Raw genomic sequence first — 23,085 nt, 5'->3', positions numbered from 1 at the left:
ATCGAATCAAGCATCCCGCTCTGATTAGAGACATGTCAATATAGAAAGCTGTCGAATCAGAGGCCGAACTGATCGCGGTCCCCCGGCGGCCGCGCTGTTCCACTCCCTGTCCGATCAGAACCGGCTGCGCATCGTGCAACGCCTGGCCCGCGGCGAAGCCCGCGTGGTGGACCTCGTCGCCGAGCTGGGCCTGGCCCAGTCGACCATCTCCAAGCACCTGGCCTGCCTGCGCGACTGCCACGCGGTCACACTCTGCCCGGCCCCGGGCGCCGCCCGCCCGATCGGCGTCACCGGCGACCACCGCGGGCAGCCGGCGGGGGAGGCGGTCGCATGACCGCGGTCAACCTGCCCGGCCTGGGCCCGTCCCCGGCACGGCGCGCGCTGCTGCTGCGCCGCGTCCGGCTGCTGGTGGCCGCCGCCGCGGTGGCCTGGTCCACCGCCGACCACGAGAAGCGGGAACGGGCGGCGCTGCGCGTCATCGCCATCTCCTTCTTTGCGCTGGCCGCGTACGTCACCTTCGACGCCGTCCGAGCGCTGCTCGGCGTCGGTGAAGCCGAGCACTCCACGGCGGGCCTGATCCTGGCCGCCCTGTCGCTGGTCGTCATACCGTTCCTGTCGCAGGCGCAGCGCCGCGCCGGCCGCGAACTCGGCTCCGCCTCCGCCGTCGCCGACTCCAAGCAGACTCTGCTGTGCACCTACCTGTCCGGCGTGCTCCTCGTCGGGCTGGCGCTCAACAGCCTGTTCGGCTGGTCCTGGGCCGACCCGATCGCCGCCCTGGTCATCGCCGCCGTCGCGGTCAAGGAAGGCCGAGAGGCCTGGCGGGAGGACGCCTGCTGCGCCGTCCCGGCCGCCGCCGCCTCCAGCAGCACTGCCCACGACGGGTGCTGCTCGCCTACCCGCGAGGCCGAATAGTCGAAAGGCCCGATGCCTGCCGGTGGCAAGCGCTCGCCCTGCTACTCGCCCTGGGACAGGTGGGCCTTGGCGTCGTCGTAGGAAACGTCGCCGGCCGCCTTGGCAGGCCGGTAGACCAGGTACAGCACACCGGTCGTGAACGTCTCGGACTTGATCAGCTCCAGAGGGATGGGGTTGTCGCCCTCGTCGAACAGGCGCTCGCCCTTGCGGACGGCGATCGGATGCACCAGCAGGTGCAGTTCGTCCAGCAGCCCCGCGGTCAGCAGCTGGCGGACCACCGAGACCGAGCCGCTCATGGCGATGCGGCCGCCCTGCTCGCTCTTCAACGCGGTCACGGCCTCGACCAGGTCCCCCTGGAGCAGCTCGGAGTTCCGCCAGGTGAACTCCAGCGGCTGGCGCGAGACGACGATCTTCCGTGCGTCGCCGAGCGTCTTCGCGAAGCCCGCGTCCTCGCCGCCTTCGGCCTCCCGCTCCGGCCATGCTCCGGCGAAGCTGTCATAGGTCTTGCGTCCCAGGAGCAGGGTGTCGGCCATTTGCTCCGTCACGGCGGCACCCATCTCGTCGTTGAAGTAGGGGAAATGCCAGTCCTGCGGGTCCTCGATGACTCCGTCGAGTGAGATGAACAGGTTTGCGGCGATCGTCCTCATGCTGGTCCTCCAAGGAAGGGCTGGGCCGTCCGGCCCGGCCGATCTGATGTGCTTATAGCCTCGCGGGACCTGCTTACGGATCGCTTAAGGTCTCCCTTTGGACGGGCGGCGACGAGGCGGTGGTCGGCATCGTCATGGCATGCTTCGCCCAAGTAGACAAAGGGGGATGATCTGTATGGAAGAGCCGGAGCGTAGCGGCATACCGCAGCCGGTGCTGAGCCCATTGACGACCGCTGCCATCTTCCTTGTGCTGACGGTGCGTCACGGCGGTGAACCGATCGTACGAGAACTGCTGGGCGATGTGGCCGGGCTGTCGCGCTCGGTCGGTTTCCGGGCGCCAGGCAGCACGCTCAGCTGCGTCGTCGGCATCGGGCCGGACGCCTGGGACCGCCTGTTCGACGGGCCTCGCCCCGCCGAACTGCATCCCTTCCGCGAGGTCTCCGGTCCCGTACACCGTGCGGTCTCCACTCCGGGGGACCTGCTGTTCCACATTCGCGCGGAGAAGCTCGACCTGTGCTTCGAGCTGGCGTCCCAGATCATGCGGCGGTTGCGGGGAGTGGTCACGGTCGAGGACGAGGTGCAGGGGTTCATGTACTTCGACCTGCGCGACCTGCTGGGCTTCGTCGACGGCACCGAGAACCCGGTGGGCCCGGCGGCGGCCGCGGCGGTCCTGATCGGTGACGAGGACCCCGACTTCACCGGCGGAAGCTACGTGATCGTACAGAAGTACCTGCACGACCTGGAAGCGTGGAACGCCCTGCCCGTGCAGGCCCAGGAGCGCATCATCGGCCGCACGAAGCTGGAGAACATCGAATTGGACGACGCCGTCAAGCCATCCAATTCGCATGTCGCGCTGACCACCATCACCGACCCCGACGGGACGGAACGCCGGATCCTGCGCGACAACATGCCGTTCGGGAACGCCGGCCGGGGCGAGTTCGGCACCTACTTCATCGGGTACGCCCGCACGCCGGCGGTCACCGAGACGATGCTGGAGAACATGTTCATCGGCGATCCGCCGGGCAACCACGACCGGATCCTGGACTTTTCCACCCCCGTGACCGGGACGCTGTTCTTCGTGCCGGCCGCCGACTTCCTGGAAGACCTCCCACCGCAGGCCGCCGAGCCGGCCGCCGCGGCCGATGTCCTCGGGACCGGCACCGGTGTGGTCCAGGTGGGCACGATGTCCGACTAGCAGAGCGCATCCGACGGTTCCTCCGGGATCGGCGGCCTGAAGCGGAGCTCATGAGGATTCTGGCCTCGGAAAGCGTGGCTATCAGGACAGATTGACCACTTACGGGCTGCTTCGTATGTTCAGGGAGCTTGTTGGACGACATCTCCAGGAGGCGACTTTGACAGAGCAGTCCAGCACCAGATGGCCATGGCCTGACCTTCCGCCCGGACCATTCGGCACCCCATCGCCCGACCTGGCCCGCAGGCACGCGGAGGCTCCGATGGAGCCGGCCACGATGCCGAGCGGGGATCAGGTCCCGATGATCGTCCGGTACGACGACGTCCGCGTGGTCCTCGCCTCACCGGCCAGCAGCCGCAACCTGCGGGCGCCCGGCCTGCCCAGGATGATCAGCGGCACGGCCCTGGAGGACGATCCTGCGGCGCTGATCAACCAGGATCCACCGGAACACAGCCGCTACCGCCGCATCCTGCAGGGCACTTTCACCCCCAGGCAGATCGAGCGCTGGCGGCCGCGCGCCGCGGCCATCGCCAACGAGCTGATCGACAGGGCCGGCGCGGAGTTCGACGTGGTCTCCGACTTCGCCCTGCCGCTGCCCGCGCGGGTGATCTGCGAGATGCTCGGGGTGCCGATGGACCGGTTCGAGCAGTTCCGTGGCTGGACCGAGATGTTCCTGTCCACCTCCCAGGCGAGCGCCGAGGCCAGGGGAGAGGGCTTCGCAGCGTTCATGGCTTACGCCGGCGAGCTGATCGCGGCGCACCGGGTCAGGCCCGGCAACGACCTCATCGACCTGCTCATCGACGCGCGCGACGAGGGGGACAGGCTCAGCGAGGACGAGCTGACCCACATGGTGTTCACCTTGATCATGGCGGGGCACGAGACCACAGCCTCGATGATCATCCGGGGCGCGTTCCGCCTGCTACGCCACCCTGAGCAATACGCGAAGCTGGCGGCCCATCCTGAGTTGCTGGAGCCGGCGGTGGAAGAGATCCTCCGGTACGAGGGCCCCGGAGGGAATGGCCTCCTTCGGCTGATCACCGAGGACCTCATATTGCCCGATGGCACCATCCCGGCCGGGACCGTCGTGCTGCCCAACCCCGCCGGCGCCAATCACGATCGGTCAGCGTTCGACGATCCGCTGCGCTTCGATATCCAGAGATTCGCCGGTTCCGCCGCGCCCAACCCCCACCTGGCCTTCGGCCACGGTCCCCACTATTGCCTCGGGGCGAATCTGGCCAGGATGGAGCTTCAGGAGGCATTCCGCGCACTGTCGACGCGCCTGCCCGGCCTGCACGCGCAGGACGACCTGTCGACTGTGCGGTGGACCGACGACGGGTTGATCTATCGACCGCTCCGGCTCCTGGTCAAGGGCAGCTGAGGCGGGTACGGCATCGCCAGGTAGATGGGCCCCCGAGCTGCCGGCCGGGCTGTGGCGCGGGGGAGCACGGCAGCCTGCGCGAGATCAAGGTTCGCTGGTCACCCTGAGCGGAACTCCGGCGACCGCCTTCTCCTCGGCGAGCGCCTCCTCGGCATCCTGCGCGGTTGGGTACGCGCATACAGTGGCGGCACCGCAGAGTACGAGCCCATCGAGGTCTCGGCACCAAGCGTTGCTCCCTCAATGCACTGATCGCCCACCTGAAGACGGGGCACCGACCCGCCTTGATCACCGTGTACCGCGGCGAGATCGTCAAGATCCAGGAGATCAGCACCCCGTAACCTTCTCAAGGCGGAACAGATCGAGCCGCGGATCGCCCGCGCGGGCGTAGCGGGCCGTCGCGGCGGTGAACATGGTGCGGTACGGATGTCACCGTCACCCAACGGAACGCCGCAGTTTGTTGATTGGTCTCGGGCATTTCCTATGATCCTCTGTGGATTGTGGGAAATGGACTGTCGTTCGTAGCCTCAGGGAGGGCACGTGACCAGCCGAATCACCCGATCTCCTCTACGCCTGTTATCAATCGTGCTGGGCTCGGCACTGTTCGTGTCGGCCGTAGCAGCGCCCGCTCGACCCGACGCCGGCGCCGCGCCAGGAACCGACACCGTCCTGGAGTGGTTCGACCAGACCAACGCATCGGTGGGCGCCCCCACCATGATCACCAACATTCGTACGTGGGTCATCAGCTGGACTGCCGCCAGCCGAGCAATCGGCTCGCACGCAAACGGCGTCTTCGCCGAGGCCGCCCTTGCCTCGGCCGTCCACGGCTCGCTGGCCTCGATCGCGCCGGACCGCAAGACCGAACTGGACGCGGCGCTGAACACCACCCTGGCCCGCCTTCCTGACGGGCGCGTCAAGACCCGGGGCATCGATGCAGGCCGCATCGCCGCCGCCAAGGTCCTGGCCGAACGGGCAGGCGATGGTCTGGACCCGGCCTCGGTCAACGAGCCGTTCACCCCGCCCCCGGCCGCCCCGGGGGTCTGGCAGCCGACGCCGCCCGCGTTCAACCCGGCGACACAGGCTGGCCAGGGCAAGGGCAAGACCTTCCTCCTCGGCCGCTCCGATCGTTTCCGGCCCGGGCCTCCCCCGCCCCTCACCTCCGCCCGGTACGCACGCGACTTCGCCGAGACCAAGGCGTACGGCCGCGCCGACAGCACAGTCCGCACCCCCTGGCAGACCAACATCGCACTGCTGTACCGGCCGGCGATCCTGTCCAGCTGGACCCAGATCCTGCGCCAGGTCTTGACCGACGGCTCAAACCGCTCGATCAGGGACAGTGCCCGGCTGCTCATGGCCTTCCACGCGGTGACGGGGGATGCGTACATCGCGGTGTACGACGCCAAGTACGCCTACCTTGCCTGGCGGCCGGTCACGGCGATCCGGCAGGCCGGCGCCGACGGCAACCCCGGCACCGAGCCCGACGCGACCTGGACGTCGCTCTTCCCCGCGCCCGACAACCCCGAATACCCCAGCGGCCACAACGGCTACGCAGGTGCGGCGGCCTCGGTCATGACCCATCTGCTCGGGCCTGCTCCGGCCCGGCCGGTGACGCTCACTTCGCCCGACGCGCCAGGGTTCGTCCGCACCTACACCTCGTGGGCGCAGACCGCTCAGGACGTGATCAACACACGCGTCTGGTCCGGCCTCCATTTCCGGACCTCCGACGAGGCCGGCATCCGGCTTGGCGAGCAGATCGCCCGCTACGATCTGGCCCGCCTGGCCTGGTAGCCAGCCCATGTCCGGATGAGGAAACTCGGGGTGACCATCGCGCTCGCCTTCGCGAGCGTGATGGTCACCTACTGTGCGGCCGGGCCGGTCAGGGCGGTGAGGTGGAGAGCGATGTCCTACGCGATGGCGCCAAGCCAGAGGAGGCGACGTGCAAAGTGAAGCATGAACTTTCGCAGGCGGGGTGGCATCTTCATCCCAGGTAGGCGAGGGCTTCTCGGACCGTGATGCGGGAGGCCCGGGTCGCCGCCGCGTCGGTGGCCAGCGCGGCGCCGAGGATCACCAGCACGAGCCAGACGGCGACCGCGAGACCGGAGATCCGGTACGGCAGCGGCGCGTTGTTGAAGAGGTTGCCCAGCCCGGCGCCGAGGACCGCGGTGAGCCCGAGCGTCGGCAGGATCGCCAGCACGCAGCTGGTGAGCGCGAGGAAGACGCCTTCGGCGACCACGACGCGGCGGACGGCTCTGGGCCGTGCTCCGATGGCGTGCATGACGCCGAACTCCCGGATCCGATCGAGGACGTTGGTGCTCATCGTGGAGGCCAGGCCGATGCCGCCGAGCACTCCGAGCGGCACGGCGATCCCCAGCAGCACCAGGAGCACAGGGCCCAGGTGGCCTGCCGAGGCGGCCTCGGTCCTGCTGATCGACGCCGCGGATTCCACCGTGACACCGGCGCCCGCGAAGGCCGTACGGGCGGAGGCGGCGACCGCGTCGCGCGTGCGCTCGTCGTGGCTGCCGGTGATGACGCGGACCTGGTTGACCCGCTGCGGCTGCCCGGTGGCGGCGGCGAGCCCCTCGGCCGTGGCGTAGACGCCGCCACCGGCTCCCTCCCGTTCCTCGACGATGCCGGCCAGGCGCCAGGTGGTGGGCTTGCCCTCGATGAACAGCAGGACGTCGTCACCGGCCCCGAGGCCGGGGACGGTCTTGGCGCGGACGCTCTGGTTGAGGACCACCGCGCCGGTCTCACCCGGGTTCAGCCAGCGTCCCTCCAACAGCCGCGGCGCTGGGCGGCCGGCGATCAGCGTGTTCAACGCGATGCTGCCGTGACCCTGGTCGGGATAGGTACGGGTGACGGGTAGCCGCCCTTGGGCGGCGATGCCGACCTGGACCCGTTGCCACGTCTCCACCCTGGCCGCGGCGGGCACGCGCCCGACCGCGCCGGCGACGGTGTCCGCCTCGGTGAGGCCGGCCAGTTTCACCTCGACATCCCAGTAGCGCAGCGCCTGCTTCTCCTCCTCGACCGCCTGCGTGCCGGAAGTCAGGGACATCCCGGCAACGAACACCGAGCCCGCCCCGGCCAGGAGACCGACGCAGAGCCAGAACCGGGCCGGCCGCCTGACGGTGTTGCGCAGCGCCATCAGCAGGCCGCGGTCGAGACGGCGCAGGCGGCTCAACCGGGCCAGGACGCCGGTTGCCGCGCTCGCCTTGGCTGCGAGCCCGTGATGGTCGATGGCCGCGCGTACGGTGATGCGACTGGCTTTGACCAGCGGCACCAGAGCCATCAGCGGTGGGAGGCCGAGGCCGACGGCGAGCATGATCGCATAGCTCCACCAAGGAGCGGCCAGGCTGACCGGCTGGACGCCGAGCATCTCGAGCAGGCCCTTGAGCCGATCCTGGCCAAGGAAAACGGCGGGCCCGAACGCCAGCAGCGTGGCCGCCGCGGCCACCGACAACGTCATCGCCGCGTAGAGCCGGGCGATCCGGCCGGCCCCCGCGCCGATCGCCTTCATGATGCCGATCTGCGGGATCTGCTGGGTGAACAGGTTGTTGAGCATGTTCGCCACCAGGACCGTGGACAGCAGCAGCGCGGCGGCGCCGCCGGCCAGCAGCGACAACAGCAGCACGTCGGCCTGCCACTGGTGCGGGTGCGCGTACGGCTCGGGAACCTGGATCTCGCTGATCGCCAGGCCGTGTTCGCGCTGCAGCCACGTGCTGACCGCGCCCGCCACGGCGACCGCCGCATCGCGGTCCCGGCTCGGCTCCGTCGTGCCGGGATCGGCGACTTGGATCTTCAACTGGTTGAGTCCGGGCGTGGACAGCGATGCGGTGGACAGGTAGGCGTGCCCCCTTTGTTCCTGGGGGGACGGGGCGAGGCTGGGGTCATACACCGTTCCCGCCACGCGCAGCCGTACGGGATCGCCGCTCGGGGTCGTGACGGTCATCGTGTCGCCGACCGCTACGCCCAGCAGGCCGAGGGAATCCTGTCCGATGAGGATCTCGCCGGGCGGCGGTGGCCAGCTGCCTGCCTGCCCCACATCGAACTTGACCATCCGCATCGGGTCGTCGGGCGCGGCCACGAAGACCTGCAGCGCGACGTCCAGCTTGCTGCCGTTGACCTCGATCTCGCCGTCGAACTGGGCGCGCGCCGTGGCCTCGAGCACCCCCGGCCGCTCGCGTACCTGGGCCGCGATCGCCGCCATCCGCTGCGGGTCGAGATCACGGTCGAGAACGATCGTCGCCGAGGCGGGCTCGGTGCTCATGTACGCGCCGCTGGTCTCCCTTCCAATGGCCGACCACGCATTGAGCACGCCCCCGAACACCGTCAGGCTGACCGCGATCGCGATCACCATCAGCACGAACCGCGGCCAGGCCGCGCGCAGATCCCGGCGCAGCTTGACCGTCATCAGCCCACTCATTTCCTGACCCCCTCGTCACTGACGACGCGGCCGTCCACGAGCGTGATCTCGCGGCCCACGATCGAGCGGATGTCGCGTTCGTGCGTGACCACGACGATGGTCCGTCCTTCGCCGTTCAGGTCGGCGAACAGCTTCAGCACGGCATCCGCGGCGGCGGAGTCGAGGTTGCCCGTCGGCTCGTCGGCCAGCAGCAGCGGCGGATCGTTGGCCAGGGCCCGGGCGATCGCCGCACGCTGCTGCTGTCCGCCCGACAACGTGGCGGGCAACTTGTCGGCCTGGTCGCCGATGCCGACCTGCTTGAGCAACTGCACGGCCCGATCCCGCCGCTCACCGATCGGGATCTTCCCGGCGAAGTCCATCGGCAGCATCACGTTCTCCGCGACGGTCAGTGTCGGCAGCAGCTGGAAGAACTGGAAGACCAGCCCCACATTGGCGCCCCGCCAGGCGGCCAGCCCGGACTCCGACAGCGCGCCGAGATCTGCGCCTGCTGCCTGGACCGTCCCCGAGGTGGGGCGGTCGATGCCGGCCAGCAGGTTGAGCAGCGTCGTCTTGCCGCTGCCCGACCGCCCCACGATCGCGACGAACTCGCCCGCCTCGATCTCCAGGTCGAGATGGTCGACGGCGACCACCTCGCCAGCGCTCAACGGGTATGTCTTGAGCACATCGCTGAGGCGAATCACGCGTTCCATGGCCTCAGACCCCCTCGTACGAGAGGCCGGGCGCGCCGTGGCGCATGGGCGTGTGCCCACCGCCACCGCCACCCAGCAGCATCACGGCGATGAGCAGCACGATCACGATGGCCGCGACGAGCGCCAGCACCTTCACCCACTGCGGCATACCGGACTCGCTCATGTGGGCGTCCTCACGTTGTCCTGTGTCACGTGTCGTCAAGCTACGGATCATCCAGAACGCGCGAAACGCCCCGCGAGAGGAACTCGTCCGTCCCCATCGCGTCCACACGGATCCCCCCGTAGGGCGACGACCGGCCACCGGCGCAGGCGTTACGCTCGCAGGGCCTATGCCATTGACAACCACCGCCCGCAGCCTTTTCGCGACCCGGCCGAGCTCGCGAACGATCCTCGACGCGGCCATCACGGCCGTCGTCCTGGCCGCCTCGCTGGCCAGGCTCAGCCACGGCGGCGCCGCTCGCCTCGATGCGCATGACCTCGACCTGGTCGGCGCCGTGCTCGCGACGTTCTCGGCGCTGCCGCTTCTCCTCTGGCGGCGCTTCACCCTCGGCGTCTTCCTGGCGACCGCGGCGGCGAGCGTGGCGATGGCCGGCATCGGCTACCCGGACCAGCCGATAGGAGGTCCCGCGGCCGCGATACTCGGCCCCGCCGCCGTGACGCTCGGCCCCACGGTGGCGCTCTACCTGCTCGCCGCGAGCCGCGATCGTGCGGCGCCCTGGACCATGCGCACCACCGGCATCGTCGTGGGCGTCTTCGCGGCGTACATGAGCGCGGCCGCCGTCGCGCAGGCCGGCTTCCCCTGGCTCGAGCTCCTCCACACCGGCCTCGCCTGGGCCGTCGCGTGGTTCGCCGGCGAGCGGACCCGCCTGCGGCGCGAGCAGATGGCCGTCCTCGAACAGCGCGCCCTGCTCACCGCCCAGCAGGCCGAACGCGACCGTCAGCTCGCCGTCGCAGAAGAACGCGCCAGGATCGCCCGCGACCTGCACGATGCGGCCGGCCACGCGATCAGCCTGATCGCCGTCCGGGCGGGCGCCGCCCGGCTGCGGCACCATCGGGACCCGGATCGTTCGCTCCGCGCCCTGGAGACGATCGAAGAGCTCGCCCGCCAGACAGCGGCGGAGATCGATCAGGTCGTCGGCACGCTCCGCGAGCCCACCCCTGCGAACGGCGCCGTGGAGGTGCCACCCGGACTCGCCTCGCTCGACACGTTGATCGCCCGCCACACCGCGACCGGACTCGAGGTCATGCTCACATCCGCGGGCCGATCCCGGCCCCTCGCCGCCACCGCTGATCGAACCGTCTACCGGATCCTCCAGGAAGCCCTCACCAACGCCGCCCGCCATGGAACCGGCAGTGCTACGGTCGAGATCGTGTTCAGGGAGGCGACGGTCGAGCTCACCGTCACCAACCCGGTGCGCGCCGGCGGCACACCCCGATCCGGCGGAGGACATGGACTGATCGGCATGCTCGAGCGCGCCCGCCTGCTCGGCGGCAGCCTCGACACCGAGCATGCGGGCGGCACGTTCCGGCTCCACGCCTCGCTTCCCGACAGGGGTCACCACGCGTGACGCGGGTGCTGATCGCAGACGACGACGACCTGATGCGTGCCGGGCTCGCCGAGCTTCTCACCGCCGATCCCGCCATCGAGATCGTCGGCCAGGCGTCGACCGGACGGGAAGCGGTCGACCGGACCCGCAGACTTGCGCCCGACGTCGTCCTGATGGACGTACGCATGCCAGACATGGACGGCATCGCCGCCACCCGGGAGCTGTCCAGGATCGCCCCTGACACGAAGGTCCTGATCCTCACGACCTTCGAACAGGACGACTACATCTTCGGAGCCCTGCGGGCCGGCGCCTCCGGTTTCCTGCTCAAACGCACCCGGCCCGAGGACCTGATCGCCGCCGTGCACACCGTCGCCGCCGGCGACTCACTGCTGTCCCCGTCGGTCACCCGTCGCGTGATCGACCGCATGGCCCGCCAGCCGGTTCCCGACCTCAGCGATCAGGCCAAGCTCGAGGGGCTGACACCACGCGAGAGGGAGGTCCTCGGGCTCATTTCGCGTGGCCTGTCCAATCGGGAGATCGCCGCCGCGCTCCTCGTCGAGGAGTCGACGATCAGGACGCACGTCAAGCGCATCCTGATGAAACTCGGCCTCCGCGACCGCATCCAGGCCGTGATCTTCGCCTACGAGACCGGCCTCAACCGGCCGTAGCGCCTGGATCGTCAATTCGCGAAGGTCAGCTTGGCGACCGGGCCGGTCCAGCCGTAGGTCTCGCGGTCCAGGTCACCACAGGCCATGATCCCCTTGTGCTTGCTGATCGGCCTCCTCTCGGGCGCACGCACCATCGGGTTGCCGCAGCAGGGACCGGGGATGGTGGCCTTGGTCTCGAGGTTCTTTTCGCTGCCCGCGTCGTAGGCCATGGTCCGGATCGAGCCCGGCCGAGGCCGCAACGCGTCCACACCGGTGAAGCCGTCGTTGGTGTTGACGAGCATGCTGACGACACTGATTCGGTCGCCTGGCCGTACCTTGACCTGGAATGTCGCACTCTGGCCCGGTGCGATCGGAGCGCTGGCCGGGGCGAACGCGTCACGCACGCCGGGCCGCTTGGAGATCTCCTTGATCAGCGTCGGCGCGTCGCCGTCCTCGGCCACCGCGGCGACGCCACGGCTGGCGAACCGGCCGAGTTGCCAGACATGGACGCTGGGCGAGTGGACGACCACCACGGGGGGTGACAGCGGCTGGGATCCCGGCGGCGTCAGGTTTTGGATCTTCACCGTCCACGTCGTCATGGGTTTCGCCTGTGCGGCGGCAGGCAGGGCGACCATACCGGCGCAGAGGGCGGTCAGGCCTGCGAACAGTTGGACAGGGCGCATCACGTGTGCTCCTTCGGGTGGATGTGACGCACAGGACGTTATGGCCATATCCGCCTTCAAGATCTTACGCATGGCTTACCTGGTGATTACGGGCCATTACGGCACATGCCGCGTCACAGCCGCCGACCTTCCGACCCGCCGGCTCGGGACACGGGCGCCGGCGGTGAAGGCCAAGAGTTCGGACAGGCCGCCGACGTAGGCTGGCTGCCGACGGAAAGGCGGGCCTATGGAGACCGGTCGCTGCTACGCGTGCAAGCGGGAGTTCGACTACGACCCCGCGGAGGTGACGACGTTCCTGGTGGATCTGGCGACCGGGCTCCCGCCGGGCCTCACCTTCCTGGGGACGATGCGTCCGGCCACCCCGGAGGCCGTGGCTCGGTCAGTGGACCTGCCGGTGTGCCCGGACTGCGTGGCCAAGGCCGAGAAGGGCCTGCCGTTCGGCCCAAGCGTGTGACGCTGCCGCGCCGGCGGGCGTAGAGCGTGCCGCTCAGTCATGCGGCGGCAGTGACCCGATCTGGTGATCGGCGACGTTCAGCGACTCCTCGACCAGGCGGCGGAGGTGTCCATGGTGCAGGGAGTAGACCACGTGGCGCCCGTCCTTGCGGGCGGCCACCAGTCCGGCGAGCCGGAGCTTGGCCAGGTGCTGGCTGACAGAGGGGCGAGAGGCCCCGATGGCCTCGGTGAGGGTGGTGACATCGGCTTCGCCGAGACTCAACCGGCTCAGGAGCGCCAACCGCGTGCGATCGGCGAGCAGGGCCAGAACGGACGCGGCGACTTCGAACCGCTCACCCCTCTGCTGGGAGGTCAGCGCATCTGCGTGGGCCGCGCTCATGCTCATGAGCACATCGTAGAGCCGCCGCGGCGGCCTCCGGCGGCTGCAGCGCAGTCGAAGACGAAGGTCGAGGTGAGGTGATCTACCGGTGGATGACCAGGACAGCGTGGTGGTCGGTGCCTTCGGGCCCGTCGGGGTCGGCGTGCACTGTGGCGGCCTGCAGCCGCGGGAGGTTGTGGATGAGCCGGTGCTCGGCCTCCACTGCTACGGCGTGCGCCTCGACCAGGGAGAGTTCATGGCTCACCACGATGTCGACCTCGGCGCGGAGGGAGTGGCCGATCCAGCGCATGCGCAGGGAGCCGATGCGGCGCACGCCTGGGGTTTCGGCGACGATCTGCTCGGCCTTGCTGATCAGCGCGGGGTCGACGGCGTCCATCAGCCGGTGGTAGACCTCGCGGGCGGCGTCACGCAGTACGTAGAGAATCGCGATGGTGATGAGCAGGCCGATGATCGGGTCGGCGTACGGCCAGCCGGCCCATACTCCGGCTGCTCCGAGCAGCACGGCCAGTGACGTGAAGCCGTCGGTGCGGGCGTGCAGGCCGTCGGCGACCAGCGCCGCGGAGCCGATCTCGCGGCCGACCTTGATCCGGTAGCGGGCCACCAGTTCGTTGCCGAGGAAGCCGATCACTCCTGCGGCGGCGACCCAGCCGAGCGCCTCCACGTCTTGTGGGTTGATCAGGCGCTTGACGGCCTCGTATCCGGCCAGGCCCGCCGAGGCGGCGATGATCAGCACGATGACGATGCCGGCCAGGTCCTCGGCTCTGCCATACCCGTAGGTGAACCGGCGCGAAGCCATGCGCCGGCCCACCGTGAAGGCGATCGCCAGGGGCACGGCGGTCAGGGCGTCGGCGAAGTTGTGCAGGGTGTCACCGAGCAGGGCCACCGATCCCGACCTCGCGAAGATCACGACTTGGGCGAGAGCGGTGACGGTGAGCACGGCGAAGGAGATCGCCAGGGTCCGCATGCCGCGGCGGCTGGTCTCCAGTGCGTGATCAGTCCGGGCTGCCGCGTCGTGACTGTGTGGCGTCACCACATGACGGAGCCGTTCCCCTAGGGTGCGGCTGGGGGATCCGTGGTCATGCTCGTCGTGACCATGTCCGTGACCGTGTCCGTGGCTGTGGTCGTGGTCCTGCTCGTGGGAGGGTCCTGGGCGGCTGTGCACGCTCATCTGCTGCTCCTCGTCCTGTCTCATGGAGCGCGGGTGACAGTACGGTTATCCCCTTCGATATGTATTCGTATGCGCACGCAAGCACATGTTAGGTGCGTCGACCATGCAGCAGCACAATGGCGGCCAACCGACCGGCGCCCCACCGACCGACGCTCAGGTGGAGGTGGCGGTCGCGGCCTTCCGGATGCTCTCCGACGCCACCAGGTTGCGCCTGCTGTGGGCTCTGGCTCACGGTGAGCACGACGTGGGCAACCTCGTCACAGCGGTGGGAGCGGCCCGGCCTGCCGTGTCCCAGCATCTGGCCAAGCTCCGGCTGGCTGGGCTGGTGGCCTGCCGCCGGGAGGGGCGGCGGGTTCTCTACCGTGCCCGCGACTCCCACATTCGAGCCTTGATCGCCGAGGCGGTTCATCATGCCGATCACGAGGTGTCGAGGATCCCGCGGCACGAGTGATCCGGCCGGGCTCGGACGCATCGGTCGGAGAGCGCCGTGCCGATCGTCAAAGACACTCTCAAGCCGGGACTCGGATTCCGTGTGGTCCGCGGGGAAGCGGGGCTGCGGCCGTCGCCTGGATGACATATTCGCGAGTGCGTACATCTTTACGGGTCAGCCCGGCAATGGCGCGCCAATCGCTTGGGAAGCAATCCCGGAGGATCTCGTGCACGTACCCGACGGCTTCTTCACCGTCCCGATGTCCCTTGCCGCGGGCGCCGTGGCCGCCGGCGGCGTCGCCTATTGCCTGCGTAAGGCGAGAGACGAGCTGGACGACCGGATGGCTCCGCTGGCCGGGCTGGTGGCCGCCTTCATCTTCGCCGTCCAGATGCTGAACTTTCCCGTCGGCGCCGGGACAAGCGGCCACCTGATCGGAGGAGCTCTGGCCGCGATCCTTGTCGGACCTTATACAGGAGTCCTGTGCATCGCTGTGGTGGTCACGGTGCAGGCCTTGTTCTTCGCCGACGGAGGACTGACGGCCCTGGGTGTCAACATCTGCCTCATGGGGCTGGTGACCGTCCTCACGGGATACGGGGTCTTCCGCGCGGTCGGCAAGCTGGCGCCGCGCAACCGTACTGGCGTGGTCGTGGCGTCCTTCGCCGGCGCCATGGTGTCGGTCCCGATGTCCGCCTTGCTCTTCACGGGACTGTATGCCATCGGCGGGACCTCCTCGATCGATCCCGTCACGGTCGCCGCGGCCATGGGCGGCGTCCACGTGGTCATCGGCCTGGGCGAAGGCGCGATTACCGCGTTGACCGTCAGTACCGTGCTGGCCGTACGGCCCGACCTGGTCTATGGGGCGCGCAGCCTGGTCAGGCCCGCGATGCTGCGCACCGCCTCCGGTGAGATGGTTCCTTCTCGGCCGGCGGAGGGAAGCCATCGCGCGGCTCCGCGGCTTCGGCCGTTTCTCCTCGGCGGGGTCGCCGCCGCCGTCGTGCTCGCGGGACTGGTGAGCTTCTACGCCTCGGCGAATCCTGACGGTCTCGAGCGGGTGGCAACCGACCTGGGGTTCCTGTCTCAGGCGCAAGATCATCCGCTGGACAACTCGGCGTTCGCCGACTACAGCGTCAAAGGCGTCGATGACGAACGGTTGTCCACAGGACTCGCCGGCGCACTGGGAGTGGCGATCTCGCTGGGGGTGGGCGCCGGTGTGACCTGGGCGCTGCGCCGCAGAGCCCGCCGCCGGTCAGACGCCAAGCCACTGACGCCGGAATCGTGAACCCATGGCCGCCGGACACAGCCACCACCTGTACGTCCACGCCGGCACGCCCGTCCACCGGCTCCCCCCGCAGTGCAAGCTCCTGTCACTGATCGCGTTCATCATGATCGTCGTGGCCACCGATCGGGAACGGTTCTGGGCGTTCGCCCTCTACCTCTTGCTGCTCGGCGCGGTGGCCGTGGCGGCTCGCATCCCCCTGAAGCTCCTGCTGCGGCGGATGGTCGTCGAGGTGCCGTTCGTGATCTTCGCGGTCGCGCTGCCGTTCCTGTCCCAGGGGGAGCGCATGACCGTTGTCGGCGTGTCGATGAGCGCCGAAGGGTTGCTCGCCGCGTGGAACATCGTGGCCAAGGCGACCCTCGGAGTGATCGGGAGCATCCTGCTGGCGGCCACCACCGAGCCGAGGACCCTGCTGCTCGGCGCCCAGCGGCTGCGGCTTCCGCAGCTGCTGGTGCAGATCGCCTCGTTCATGCTGCGCTACGTCGAGGTGATCCTCGACGAGATGCGCCGGATGCGCATAGCGCGGGAGTCCCGCGCGTTCGTGGCACGCGACCTGCGGCATCTGCCTGTCGTGGCCCGCTCGGCGGGAGCCCTGTTCATCCGCTCCTACGAGCGTGGCGAACGCGTGCACCTGGCCATGCTCAGCCGCGGCTACACCGGAACCATGCCCATCATCGACGACGTGCGCGGCTCCGCCTCGCAGTGGGCGCTGGCCGCCACCCTTCCCGCCGCCGCGGTCACGATACTCATCGGAGGACTGTGGTGAACTCTCTGCTGGTCGAAGGGCTGATGCACGCCTACCCCGACGGCACCCAGGCCCTGTTCGGCGTGGACCTGTCGATCGACCGGGGAGAACGGGTCGCGCTGCTCGGGCCCAACGGCGCGGGCAAGACCACCCTGGTCATGCACCTCAACGGCATCCTGACGCCCAGCCTGGGGACGGTCTCCGTCGGCGGGCTGCCCGTGGCCCGCGACAACCTGAAGGAGATCCGGCGCCGTGTCGGCCTGGTCTTCCAGGATCCCGACGACCAGCTGTTCATGCCGACGGTCCGCGAGGACGTCGCCTTCGGCCCCGCCAACCTCGGCATCCGGGGCGACGAGCTGGAAGGGCGGATCCGCGGGGCACTGGAGCGAGTCGGCATGCTCAACATGATCGACCGGCCACCGCACCATCTGTCCGGCGGTCAGCGCCGCCGGGTCGCCGTCGCGACCGTGCTGGCCATGGAACCCGAGATCCTGGTGCTCGACGAGCCCTCCTCGAACCTGGACCCGGCCGCGCGCCGGGAACTGGCCGACATCCTGCGCGGGCTCGATGTCACCATCCTCATGGTCACCCACGACCTGCCGTACGCGCTCGAACTGTGCGAGCGGTCCCTCATCCTGTCCGGCGGGACCATCGTCGCGGACGGCCCGACAACCACGATCCTCGCCGACTCCGAGCTCCTGGGCCGCCACCGGCTGGAGCTCCCGTACGGCTTCTCGGTGGAAATGCCCATGTAAGGCCAGGATGCTGGTGGTCTGCGTCAGAGGCGGCAGCCACCCAGCCGTTCCTGTGCAGCGCCGACACCGTGGGCGGCGCCTCCATGCCGTACGTGATCGCGATCGCTTCCTCGACACGCTCGTGTGCGATGTCGTACTCCATGGTCACGACGTCACGTCCGACCTCATGACCGGGTCACCGAAGACCTCCAGCCCTACCTCGCGAAGACGAGCCGCACTCTCGACGACGTCGGCCACCGCGTCGGCGACGTCCAGCCGGATCGCGGTCTCCACTGAACCGTCCAGCTTGATGACGCGGGCATCGACCCCGATGTCGGCCAAGTGCTTCTCGACCACCCCCACATAGGCGGTGGCGCCATCGTCCCCGCGCCGCCCGACAAACCGGCCTCCGCCAGCATCAGCTGGGCGCCGTCAGCGAGCCCGCCCTTGTTGGGTACGCCGAGTCGCAGCATGGCTCACGACCCTCTCTGGGCGGCGTCCATCAGAGCAGCCGATCGCCCCTGCCGACGGCTGGCACCAGAACTGTTGTCACGTGCATACATGCATACGTTTGTCCCGTCAGCAGGTCATTGCGCGCAAGCCGGGAGCCCGTGTCTGACCGAAGGCACTCCCGTCCTTTGCCCTGGTACGAGACACTCGCCGGTCACACGTGTTGTGCAACCATAGTTACAGTAACTATGGTTGCATAAATGGTGCGTTTCACCGCAAGCACGTGGAAGACGGAGAGTTCTGGCCGTGACGGGGACAACCGGGCAGTGGGCGCTGCTGGCGTACCGGATGCCTCGGCAGCCGTCCACGCTGCGGATCACGATCTGGCGCAAGCTCGACCGGCTCGGCGTGGCGCGGCTCGGCGACGGGCTGGTCGCGTTGCCCGCTGATGCGCGTACGCGTGAGCAGTTGGAGTGGATCGCCGAGGAGATCGGTGAGATGGGCGGCACGTCGACGTTCTGGCTGGCCGCGCCGGGCAGTCAGGGGCAGGAGCAGGCGATCGCGGCGGAGATGCGCCGGGCGAGAGCGGCCGAGTACCAGGCGGTGATCCTGCAAGCGCGGAGCGCGGCGCAGGCCCGGCCGGGGGAGCGGGCCCGGACGGCCAAGCGGTTGCAGGCCGAGCTGCGGCGGATCGCCCGTCGCGACTATTTCCCGCCGGCCGAGCGGGACGAGGCACGCCTCGCCGTAAGAGCCCTGGCTGAGGAGAGTGCCGCCGTGAAGGAGGAGCCGCGGTGAAGTGGGCCACCCGTCGCGGGGTGCACATCGACCGGGCGGCGTGCGCCTGGCTGATCCGCCGCCACCTCGACGCCGACGCCGAGTTCGTGTTCGTCGGCGATCCGGCCGAGGTGCCCGAGGACGCGACGCCGTTCGACATGCGCGGTGTGGAGCTGTCCCACCATGGCGGCGACTGCTCGTTCGAGACGATCCTGCACCGGTACGGGCTCGCCGATCCGGTGCTGTGGAAGATGGCCGAGATCGTGCACGAGGCGGACATCGACGACGAGCGCTTCGACGCCCCCGAGGCGCCCGGGCTGGACGCTGTCCTGCGCGGCCTGTCGATGACCTGCGACGACCCACGCGTGCTGGAGATCACCGCGCCCGTCTTCGACGGGCTGTACGAGTTGTATCGGCGAGGCCTGCTGCTGGGGCGAGAACCGGCATGACGACACCCTTTTCACCGAACCAGGAGGACGACGTGACCATGCGGGCACCGGCAGATGTGATCCCCTTCCGGGAGGCCGTACGCGCCTGGTTTCTGATCTCGTTGCAGACCTTCGGGGGCCCGGCCGGCCAGATCGCCGTCATGCAGCACACGCTCGTGGAGGAGAAACGCTGGATCGGTCAGCAGCGTTTCAACCACGCGCTGAACTACTGCATGCTGCTCCCCGGCCCCGAGGCGCAGCAGTTGGCCATTTACGTGGGCTGGCTGCTCAACGGCACGCGCGGCGGCTTGGTCGCCGGCACCCTGTTCGTGCTGCCCGGCATGCTCGCCCTGCTGGCGCTGTCGGTCGTCTATCTCCTGTGGCAGGACACCACCGTGGTGACCGCCCTGTTCGCCGGAATCGCCCCGGCGGTGCTCGCGATCGTCGCCCAGGCCGTGATCAGGGTCGGCAAGCGCTCGCTGACCCATCCGCTGTTCGTCGCCGTGGCGGTGGCGGCCTTCCTCGCACTGGCCCTGTTCGGGGTGCCGTTTCCCCTCGTGATCGCCGTGGCCGCGCTCGTCGGCTGGACGGTGCACAAGCTCGCCCCGCACGCTCTCAAGAGCGGCAACGGGAACGGCGGCGACGGTGGCCCGGCGCCGCTGATTCCCGATGACGCCCTGCACCACGCCCAGCCCAGCCGGCGCTCCGCGGGCAAGATTCTTGCGGTGGGGCTGGCCGCTTGGTGGCTGCCGGTGGCCGCGGTGGTGCTGCTGTTCGGCACCGACAGTGTCCTCACCACTCAGGGTCTGTTCTTCTCCGGCACCGCTCTGGTCACCTTCGGCGGCGCGTACGCCGTGCTCGCCTTCGTCGCCCAGCGGGCCGTCGAGACCTACGCCTGGTTGTCCCCGGGGGAGATGGTCCGCGGGCTCGCCCTGGCCGAGTCCACGCCAGGGCCGCTCATCATGGTCGTGCAGTTCGTCGCGTTCCTGGGCGCCTACCGCGATCCCGGCGCGCTCGACCCCTGGGCGGCCGCCGTGCTCGGCGCCCTGGTGACCACGTGGGTCACCTTCGCGCCGTGCTTCCTGTTCATCTTCCTCGGCGCCCCATACGTCGAGCGGCTGCGGCACAACGCGGCCATCAGCGCGGCCCTGACCGGTATCACCGCCTCGGTCGTCGGCGTCATCGCCAACCTGGCGCTCTACTTCGCCGAGCACACCCTGTTCGCCAAGACCTTCACCTGGACGTGGGGGCCGCTCAACGTCCAGCTTCCTGAGCCGGGCACGGTCAGCCCGGTCGCCCTCGGGATCACAGTGGCGGCGCTGGCCATGACCTTCGTCCTGCGCTGGCCCATGCTCCGCATTCTCGCGATCTGCGCGGCGCTCGGCCTGGCGACGGTGCTCCTGTAAAACTGGTCCCTCCACCTCGGCGGCGCCCGGGGACTCATCATGAGCGCCGCGGTTGCGCTCCTTCCCTGGAAATATGACCGGCCCGACGCGGCTCGGCTGAGTCCCTGCGATCTCACCGCGACCACCTTTGACGACTATGGATGGTGCACGCGGCTGGTGGTGGCTTCAACGCAAAGAGAACTATCCGGAATCGACCGGATAGCCCTGTCACAAGGGCAGGAAGAACAGGCTGAGCGGGGTGCTCACCACGGTCAGGGCGACGGCCAGGAGCAGGACACCTACCGGCCATGGTGTGCGGGAGGGCATGGTCAGGCGGGCGATGCGGGCGTCGAGGTCGTGGCCGGCTCCGCCGAGCGTGCCGGGCGGGGAGGCGATGCGGTCGCAGGTGCTGAAGCGGTGGAGCGCGGTGGCCAGGGTCAGACGGTCGATGTCGCGGGCAGCGCGGTCGTCGGCGCGCATTTCGACCAGGAGCGCGACCGCGTCCAGCATGGCGTGCACATGGCGGCTGGCGGGGAAGGCGCGGTGCAGGGCGGCGAACGGGAGGATCACCAGGTCGTGGCGCTCACGGGCATGCGCGCGCTCGTGGGCCAGCACCGCGCGTAGCTCCTGATCGGTGAGCAGGTCCAGGCTGCCGGTGCTGACGACGATCGCGGCCTTGCGTCCCGGCACGCAGTACGCGGCCACCGCCGGGTGCGCCACCACCAGGGCTTCCTGGAGCTCGGGATGGGGGTGCGCGATCAAGCCGAGCAACGACCGCTGCCGGCGCCGCAGGGCCGCGACGGAACCCGCGCTTCGGGCGAAGGCGGCCGCGATCCAGAGGGCCACCGCGATACCGCAGGCCGTGAGGAAAAGATGGAAGGCGGTGATCCCGGTCGGCAGGTCGCCGCGTGTCAGGTCGTGCAAGAAGCCGACGACCGCGGGGACGATGCCGAGCCGGTAGGGGGCCAGGCCGATGGCGAGCGCCGTGCCCACCGCCGACAAGACGAGGGTCAGGCCGATCGCCTGCCAGATCAGCAATGAGGTGCGGGGCGTCCTCCACGTGAGCCGGGATCGTGACATGGCCGCCATGGCAAGCAGAGATGCCAGGAGGGTGAGGATGTGGTGGGCGGCATAGGTCACGACGGCTCCTGCCCGAGGGGGAGCGCCTGGCGCAGCGCCTCGGCTTCTTCCGGGCTGACCGAGCGGGCGAAGTGGCTCAGTGCCGCCAGCCGGTCGCCGGTCTCGCTGAGCGCCGAGAGCATCAGCTCGGCGACGTACGCCTCGCGCCCGGACGCAGGGCGGTAGCGCCAGGTGCGCCCGTCGTCGTCGCGTTCGCGGCGGATGAAGTCCTTGCGGACGAGCCGGTTCATCACGGTCATCACCGTGGTGTAGGCGAGATTTCTGTCGCTGAGCCGGTTGACGACCTCGCGCACGGTCAGCCAGCCGTCAGTGCTCCACAGCACTTCCATGATCGAGCGTTCCAGCTCGCCAAGGCTGTTCACGCCCCCTCCTCACGTCCTGCGGGCTCCAGAGCGGGTACGGCCAGCACAGCCGCGACCGCCAGCGCCGCCGATGCCGCCCCGGCCAGGTACGGCATGGCTGCCCCGACGTCGAACAGTAACCCAGCCGCGGCCGGTCCGACGATCCGCGCGGCGGCGCCCGCGGACTGCCCCGTGCCCAGCCGCGCTCCACGCTGCTCCTGCGGTCCGGCGGCCGCCAGCAGGCTGGAGACGGTCGGCGTGAGCAGCCCGTGACCGGCCGCCAGCAAGCAGACGGCTGCCAGGCACAGCCACCAGGTCGCGGCCAGCGGGATCGCCACCATGCAGGCGGCCATCGTCACCGCGCCGATCGCCGCCACCCGCGCTTCACCCCAGCGGCGGGCCAGCCGGCTCACCAGCCCAGCCTGAACGGCGGCCATCGCCAGCCCGGCCGCCGCGAGCGCCAGCCCGATCGAGGTGGCGTCCCAGCCGTAACGGTCACGGCCGAGGAACGCCAGCGTGGTCTCCATCCCGACGAAAGCGGCCATCGCCAGGAAACCGGTCCCGGCCAGCAGCACCACCGGCCGGCGCAGCCCGCGGTCCGGGCTGGACGCCTCTTCACCGTCCTGTGCCGTCCGAGGGCCATCCGGCTCGGGCAGCCAGGCAAGGGCGGCGGCGAGGTTCACCGCCGCCAGCCCCGCCGCCGCGTACGCGCACGCGGCGAACCCCAGCGGCGCCAGCCCGCCACCGAGTGCCGGCCCGATCACGAACGCCATCCCGATGGCGGCCCCCATCTGCGCCATCGCCCCGGTACGCCGCTCGGCGGGCACCGCATCGGCCAGGTACGCCTGCGCCACCGAGATGCTCCCGCCGCACGCCCCGGCCAGCGCCCGGCACACGAGCAGCCAGGCGAGCGACGTGGCCAGGCCGGTGAGCGCCATGGACAGGACCGACCCGGCGAGGGCCAGCAGCACCAGGGGCCGCCTGCCGTACCGGTCGGACAACCTGCCGAGCACAGGTGCGGCGACGAGCTGCGCCACCGAGTAGGCGCTCATCAGCGCCCCGAACCACAGCCCGGTGGCGCCGAGATCGGCGGCGTAGAACGGCAGCGCGGGCAAGATCAGCGTGAAGCCGAGCAGATCCACGAACACCGTGGCCGAGATGACCAGCTGCGCCGAGCGCCGCATCACGTCCCCTTCTCTCATGGGCAGGGGCGGGGCCGGGGTCGGCCACCGCTACTACAGCGTGTAATGCTACAGCGTGTAGTAGGCCA

At 69.6% G+C, this 23,085-nt stretch carries 25 protein-coding genes and 2 pseudogenes; 15 read left to right on the top strand and 12 right to left on the bottom strand.

The window, feature by feature from the left end; genetic code table 11:
• Positions 1 to 55 precede the first annotated feature (55 nt).
• Positions 56 to 247, top strand: a pseudogene (locus OHA25_RS57585) (ArsR/SmtB family transcription factor); the annotation flags it as partial.
• An 83-nt stretch (positions 248 to 330) separates the two neighbouring features.
• Positions 331 to 912 carry a cation transporter gene (locus OHA25_RS57580; RefSeq protein ID WP_327585224.1) on the top strand — a complete coding sequence of 194 codons (582 nt, stop codon included), beginning with the start codon at positions 331 to 333 and terminating at the stop codon, positions 910 to 912.
• Positions 913 to 953: 41 nt separating this feature from the next.
• Here the strand turns inward: OHA25_RS57580 and OHA25_RS57575 are convergent, their stop codons facing one another.
• Positions 954 to 1,559, bottom strand: a complete 606-nt coding sequence (locus OHA25_RS57575) for a dihydrofolate reductase family protein (protein ID WP_327585223.1) — start codon at positions 1,557 to 1,559, stop codon at positions 954 to 956.
• A 175-nt stretch (positions 1,560 to 1,734) separates the two neighbouring features.
• On the opposite strand from OHA25_RS57575, the gene OHA25_RS57570 reads away from it, so the two are divergent.
• From OHA25_RS57570 to OHA25_RS57560, 3 genes are all read left to right on the top strand, one after another.
• Positions 1,735 to 2,754, top strand: coding sequence for a Dyp-type peroxidase (locus tag OHA25_RS57570; protein ID WP_327585222.1), 1,020 nt, complete (start codon positions 1,735 to 1,737; stop codon positions 2,752 to 2,754).
• A 259-nt stretch (positions 2,755 to 3,013) separates the two neighbouring features.
• The gene (locus OHA25_RS57565) at positions 3,014 to 4,129 is read left to right on the top strand and encodes a cytochrome P450 (protein ID WP_327585221.1); all 1,116 of its coding nucleotides are present in this window, start codon (positions 3,014 to 3,016) and stop codon (positions 4,127 to 4,129) included.
• Positions 4,130 to 4,666: 537 nt separating this feature from the next.
• Positions 4,667 to 5,914 carry a vanadium-dependent haloperoxidase gene (locus OHA25_RS57560; RefSeq protein ID WP_327585220.1) on the top strand — a complete coding sequence of 416 codons (1,248 nt, stop codon included), beginning with the start codon at positions 4,667 to 4,669 and terminating at the stop codon, positions 5,912 to 5,914.
• Between the two features lie 190 nt (positions 5,915 to 6,104).
• On the opposite strand, the gene OHA25_RS57555 is transcribed toward OHA25_RS57560, so the two are convergent.
• The 3 genes from OHA25_RS57555 to OHA25_RS57545 are packed head-to-tail and all read right to left on the bottom strand — an operon-like array spanning position 6,105 to position 9,398.
• Positions 6,105 to 8,534: an ABC transporter permease gene (locus OHA25_RS57555; RefSeq protein WP_327585219.1), complete on the bottom strand. Its 2,430-nt coding sequence runs from the start codon at positions 8,532 to 8,534 to the stop codon at positions 6,105 to 6,107.
• 8 nt (positions 8,535 to 8,542) lie between these two features.
• A complete protein-coding gene (locus OHA25_RS57550) occupies positions 8,543 to 9,235 on the bottom strand; it encodes an ABC transporter ATP-binding protein (protein WP_327585218.1) in 693 nt (230 codons plus the stop codon).
• A 4-nt stretch (positions 9,236 to 9,239) separates the two neighbouring features.
• A complete protein-coding gene (locus OHA25_RS57545; RefSeq protein WP_327585217.1) occupies positions 9,240 to 9,398 on the bottom strand; it encodes a hypothetical protein in 159 nt (52 codons plus the stop codon).
• A 166-nt stretch (positions 9,399 to 9,564) separates the two neighbouring features.
• Here OHA25_RS57545 and OHA25_RS57540 point away from each other — a divergent pair, with 166 nt between their 5' ends.
• Positions 9,565 to 10,803: a sensor histidine kinase gene (locus OHA25_RS57540; RefSeq protein WP_327585216.1), complete on the top strand. Its 1,239-nt coding sequence runs from the start codon at positions 9,565 to 9,567 to the stop codon at positions 10,801 to 10,803.
• Positions 10,800 to 11,450 (top strand): response regulator, encoded by a 651-nt coding sequence (locus tag OHA25_RS57535; protein WP_305919105.1) that lies wholly within the window; start codon positions 10,800 to 10,802, stop codon positions 11,448 to 11,450. Before OHA25_RS57540 ends, OHA25_RS57535 begins: the two co-directional genes overlap by 4 nt.
• Before the next feature lie 11 nt (positions 11,451 to 11,461).
• Here the strand turns inward: OHA25_RS57535 and OHA25_RS57530 are convergent, their stop codons facing one another.
• Complete coding sequence (locus OHA25_RS57530; RefSeq protein WP_327585215.1) at positions 11,462 to 12,112, bottom strand: spondin domain-containing protein; 651 nt, start codon at positions 12,110 to 12,112, stop codon at positions 11,462 to 11,464.
• Between the two features lie 226 nt (positions 12,113 to 12,338).
• On the opposite strand from OHA25_RS57530, the gene OHA25_RS57525 reads away from it, so the two are divergent.
• Entirely contained in the window at positions 12,339 to 12,566 is a 228-nt protein-coding gene (locus OHA25_RS57525) for a hypothetical protein (protein WP_327585214.1), read from the top strand.
• Positions 12,567 to 12,599: 33 nt separating this feature from the next.
• Here OHA25_RS57525 and OHA25_RS57520 read toward each other — a convergent pair whose 3' ends face one another.
• Positions 12,600 to 12,950, bottom strand: a complete 351-nt coding sequence (locus OHA25_RS57520) for an ArsR/SmtB family transcription factor (protein WP_442942016.1) — start codon at positions 12,948 to 12,950, stop codon at positions 12,600 to 12,602.
• A gap of 76 nt (positions 12,951 to 13,026) precedes the next feature.
• A complete protein-coding gene (locus OHA25_RS57515) occupies positions 13,027 to 14,136 on the bottom strand; it encodes a cation diffusion facilitator family transporter (RefSeq protein WP_327585213.1) in 1,110 nt (369 codons plus the stop codon).
• A gap of 79 nt (positions 14,137 to 14,215) precedes the next feature.
• Between OHA25_RS57515 and OHA25_RS57510 the strand changes: the two genes are divergently transcribed.
• From OHA25_RS57510 to OHA25_RS57495, 4 genes are all read left to right on the top strand, one after another.
• On the top strand, positions 14,216 to 14,563 hold the full coding sequence (locus OHA25_RS57510) for an ArsR/SmtB family transcription factor (protein WP_327585212.1): 348 nt from the start codon (positions 14,216 to 14,218) through the stop codon (positions 14,561 to 14,563).
• 205 nt (positions 14,564 to 14,768) lie between these two features.
• Complete coding sequence (locus OHA25_RS57505; RefSeq protein WP_327585211.1) at positions 14,769 to 15,821, top strand: energy-coupling factor ABC transporter permease; 1,053 nt, start codon at positions 14,769 to 14,771, stop codon at positions 15,819 to 15,821.
• 4 nt (positions 15,822 to 15,825) lie between these two features.
• Positions 15,826 to 16,584 carry a cobalt ECF transporter T component CbiQ gene (gene cbiQ / locus OHA25_RS57500; protein ID WP_327585210.1) on the top strand — a complete coding sequence of 253 codons (759 nt, stop codon included), beginning with the start codon at positions 15,826 to 15,828 and terminating at the stop codon, positions 16,582 to 16,584.
• Positions 16,578 to 17,318, top strand: a complete 741-nt coding sequence (locus OHA25_RS57495) for an energy-coupling factor ABC transporter ATP-binding protein (protein WP_442942015.1) — start codon at positions 16,578 to 16,580, stop codon at positions 17,316 to 17,318. The genes cbiQ and OHA25_RS57495 overlap by 7 nt, the downstream gene beginning before the upstream one ends.
• A gap of 88 nt (positions 17,319 to 17,406) precedes the next feature.
• Here the strand turns inward: OHA25_RS57495 and OHA25_RS57490 are convergent.
• A pseudogene (locus tag OHA25_RS57490) lies at positions 17,407 to 17,460 on the bottom strand (hypothetical protein); the annotation flags it as partial.
• A 2-nt stretch (positions 17,461 to 17,462) separates the two neighbouring features.
• On the bottom strand, positions 17,463 to 17,654 hold the full coding sequence (locus tag OHA25_RS57485; RefSeq protein ID WP_327585209.1) for a hypothetical protein: 192 nt from the start codon (positions 17,652 to 17,654) through the stop codon (positions 17,463 to 17,465).
• A gap of 399 nt (positions 17,655 to 18,053) precedes the next feature.
• Here OHA25_RS57485 and OHA25_RS57480 point away from each other — a divergent pair, with 399 nt between their 5' ends.
• The 3 genes from OHA25_RS57480 to chrA are packed head-to-tail and all read left to right on the top strand — an operon-like array spanning position 18,054 to position 20,355.
• On the top strand, positions 18,054 to 18,542 hold the full coding sequence (locus OHA25_RS57480) for a Chromate resistance protein ChrB (protein WP_327585208.1): 489 nt from the start codon (positions 18,054 to 18,056) through the stop codon (positions 18,540 to 18,542).
• Positions 18,539 to 18,970: a chromate resistance protein ChrB domain-containing protein gene (locus OHA25_RS57475; RefSeq protein WP_327585207.1), complete on the top strand. Its 432-nt coding sequence runs from the start codon at positions 18,539 to 18,541 to the stop codon at positions 18,968 to 18,970. The genes OHA25_RS57480 and OHA25_RS57475 overlap by 4 nt, the downstream gene beginning before the upstream one ends.
• A gap of 38 nt (positions 18,971 to 19,008) precedes the next feature.
• Positions 19,009 to 20,355: a chromate efflux transporter gene (chrA, locus tag OHA25_RS57470; protein ID WP_327591200.1), complete on the top strand. Its 1,347-nt coding sequence runs from the start codon at positions 19,009 to 19,011 to the stop codon at positions 20,353 to 20,355.
• A 207-nt stretch (positions 20,356 to 20,562) separates the two neighbouring features.
• On the opposite strand, the gene OHA25_RS57465 is transcribed toward chrA, so the two are convergent.
• Genes OHA25_RS57465 through OHA25_RS57455 form a run of 3 tightly spaced genes read right to left on the bottom strand, consistent with a single transcriptional unit; the run spans position 20,563 to position 22,999 of the window.
• Entirely contained in the window at positions 20,563 to 21,474 is a 912-nt protein-coding gene (locus OHA25_RS57465) for a M56 family metallopeptidase (protein ID WP_327585206.1), read from the bottom strand.
• Positions 21,471 to 21,836 (bottom strand): BlaI/MecI/CopY family transcriptional regulator, encoded by a 366-nt coding sequence (locus OHA25_RS57460; RefSeq protein WP_327585205.1) that lies wholly within the window; start codon positions 21,834 to 21,836, stop codon positions 21,471 to 21,473. Before OHA25_RS57460 ends, OHA25_RS57465 begins: the two co-directional genes overlap by 4 nt.
• On the bottom strand, positions 21,833 to 22,999 hold the full coding sequence (locus OHA25_RS57455; RefSeq protein WP_327585204.1) for an MFS transporter: 1,167 nt from the start codon (positions 22,997 to 22,999) through the stop codon (positions 21,833 to 21,835). The genes OHA25_RS57460 and OHA25_RS57455 overlap by 4 nt, the downstream gene beginning before the upstream one ends.
• Positions 23,000 to 23,085 lie beyond the last annotated feature (86 nt).

The sequence above is a fragment of the Nonomuraea sp. NBC_00507 genome (assembly GCF_036013525.1).
GTDB lineage: Bacteria > Actinomycetota > Actinomycetes > Streptosporangiales > Streptosporangiaceae > Nonomuraea.
This window is presented reverse-complemented; position numbering and strand designations above follow the sequence as displayed.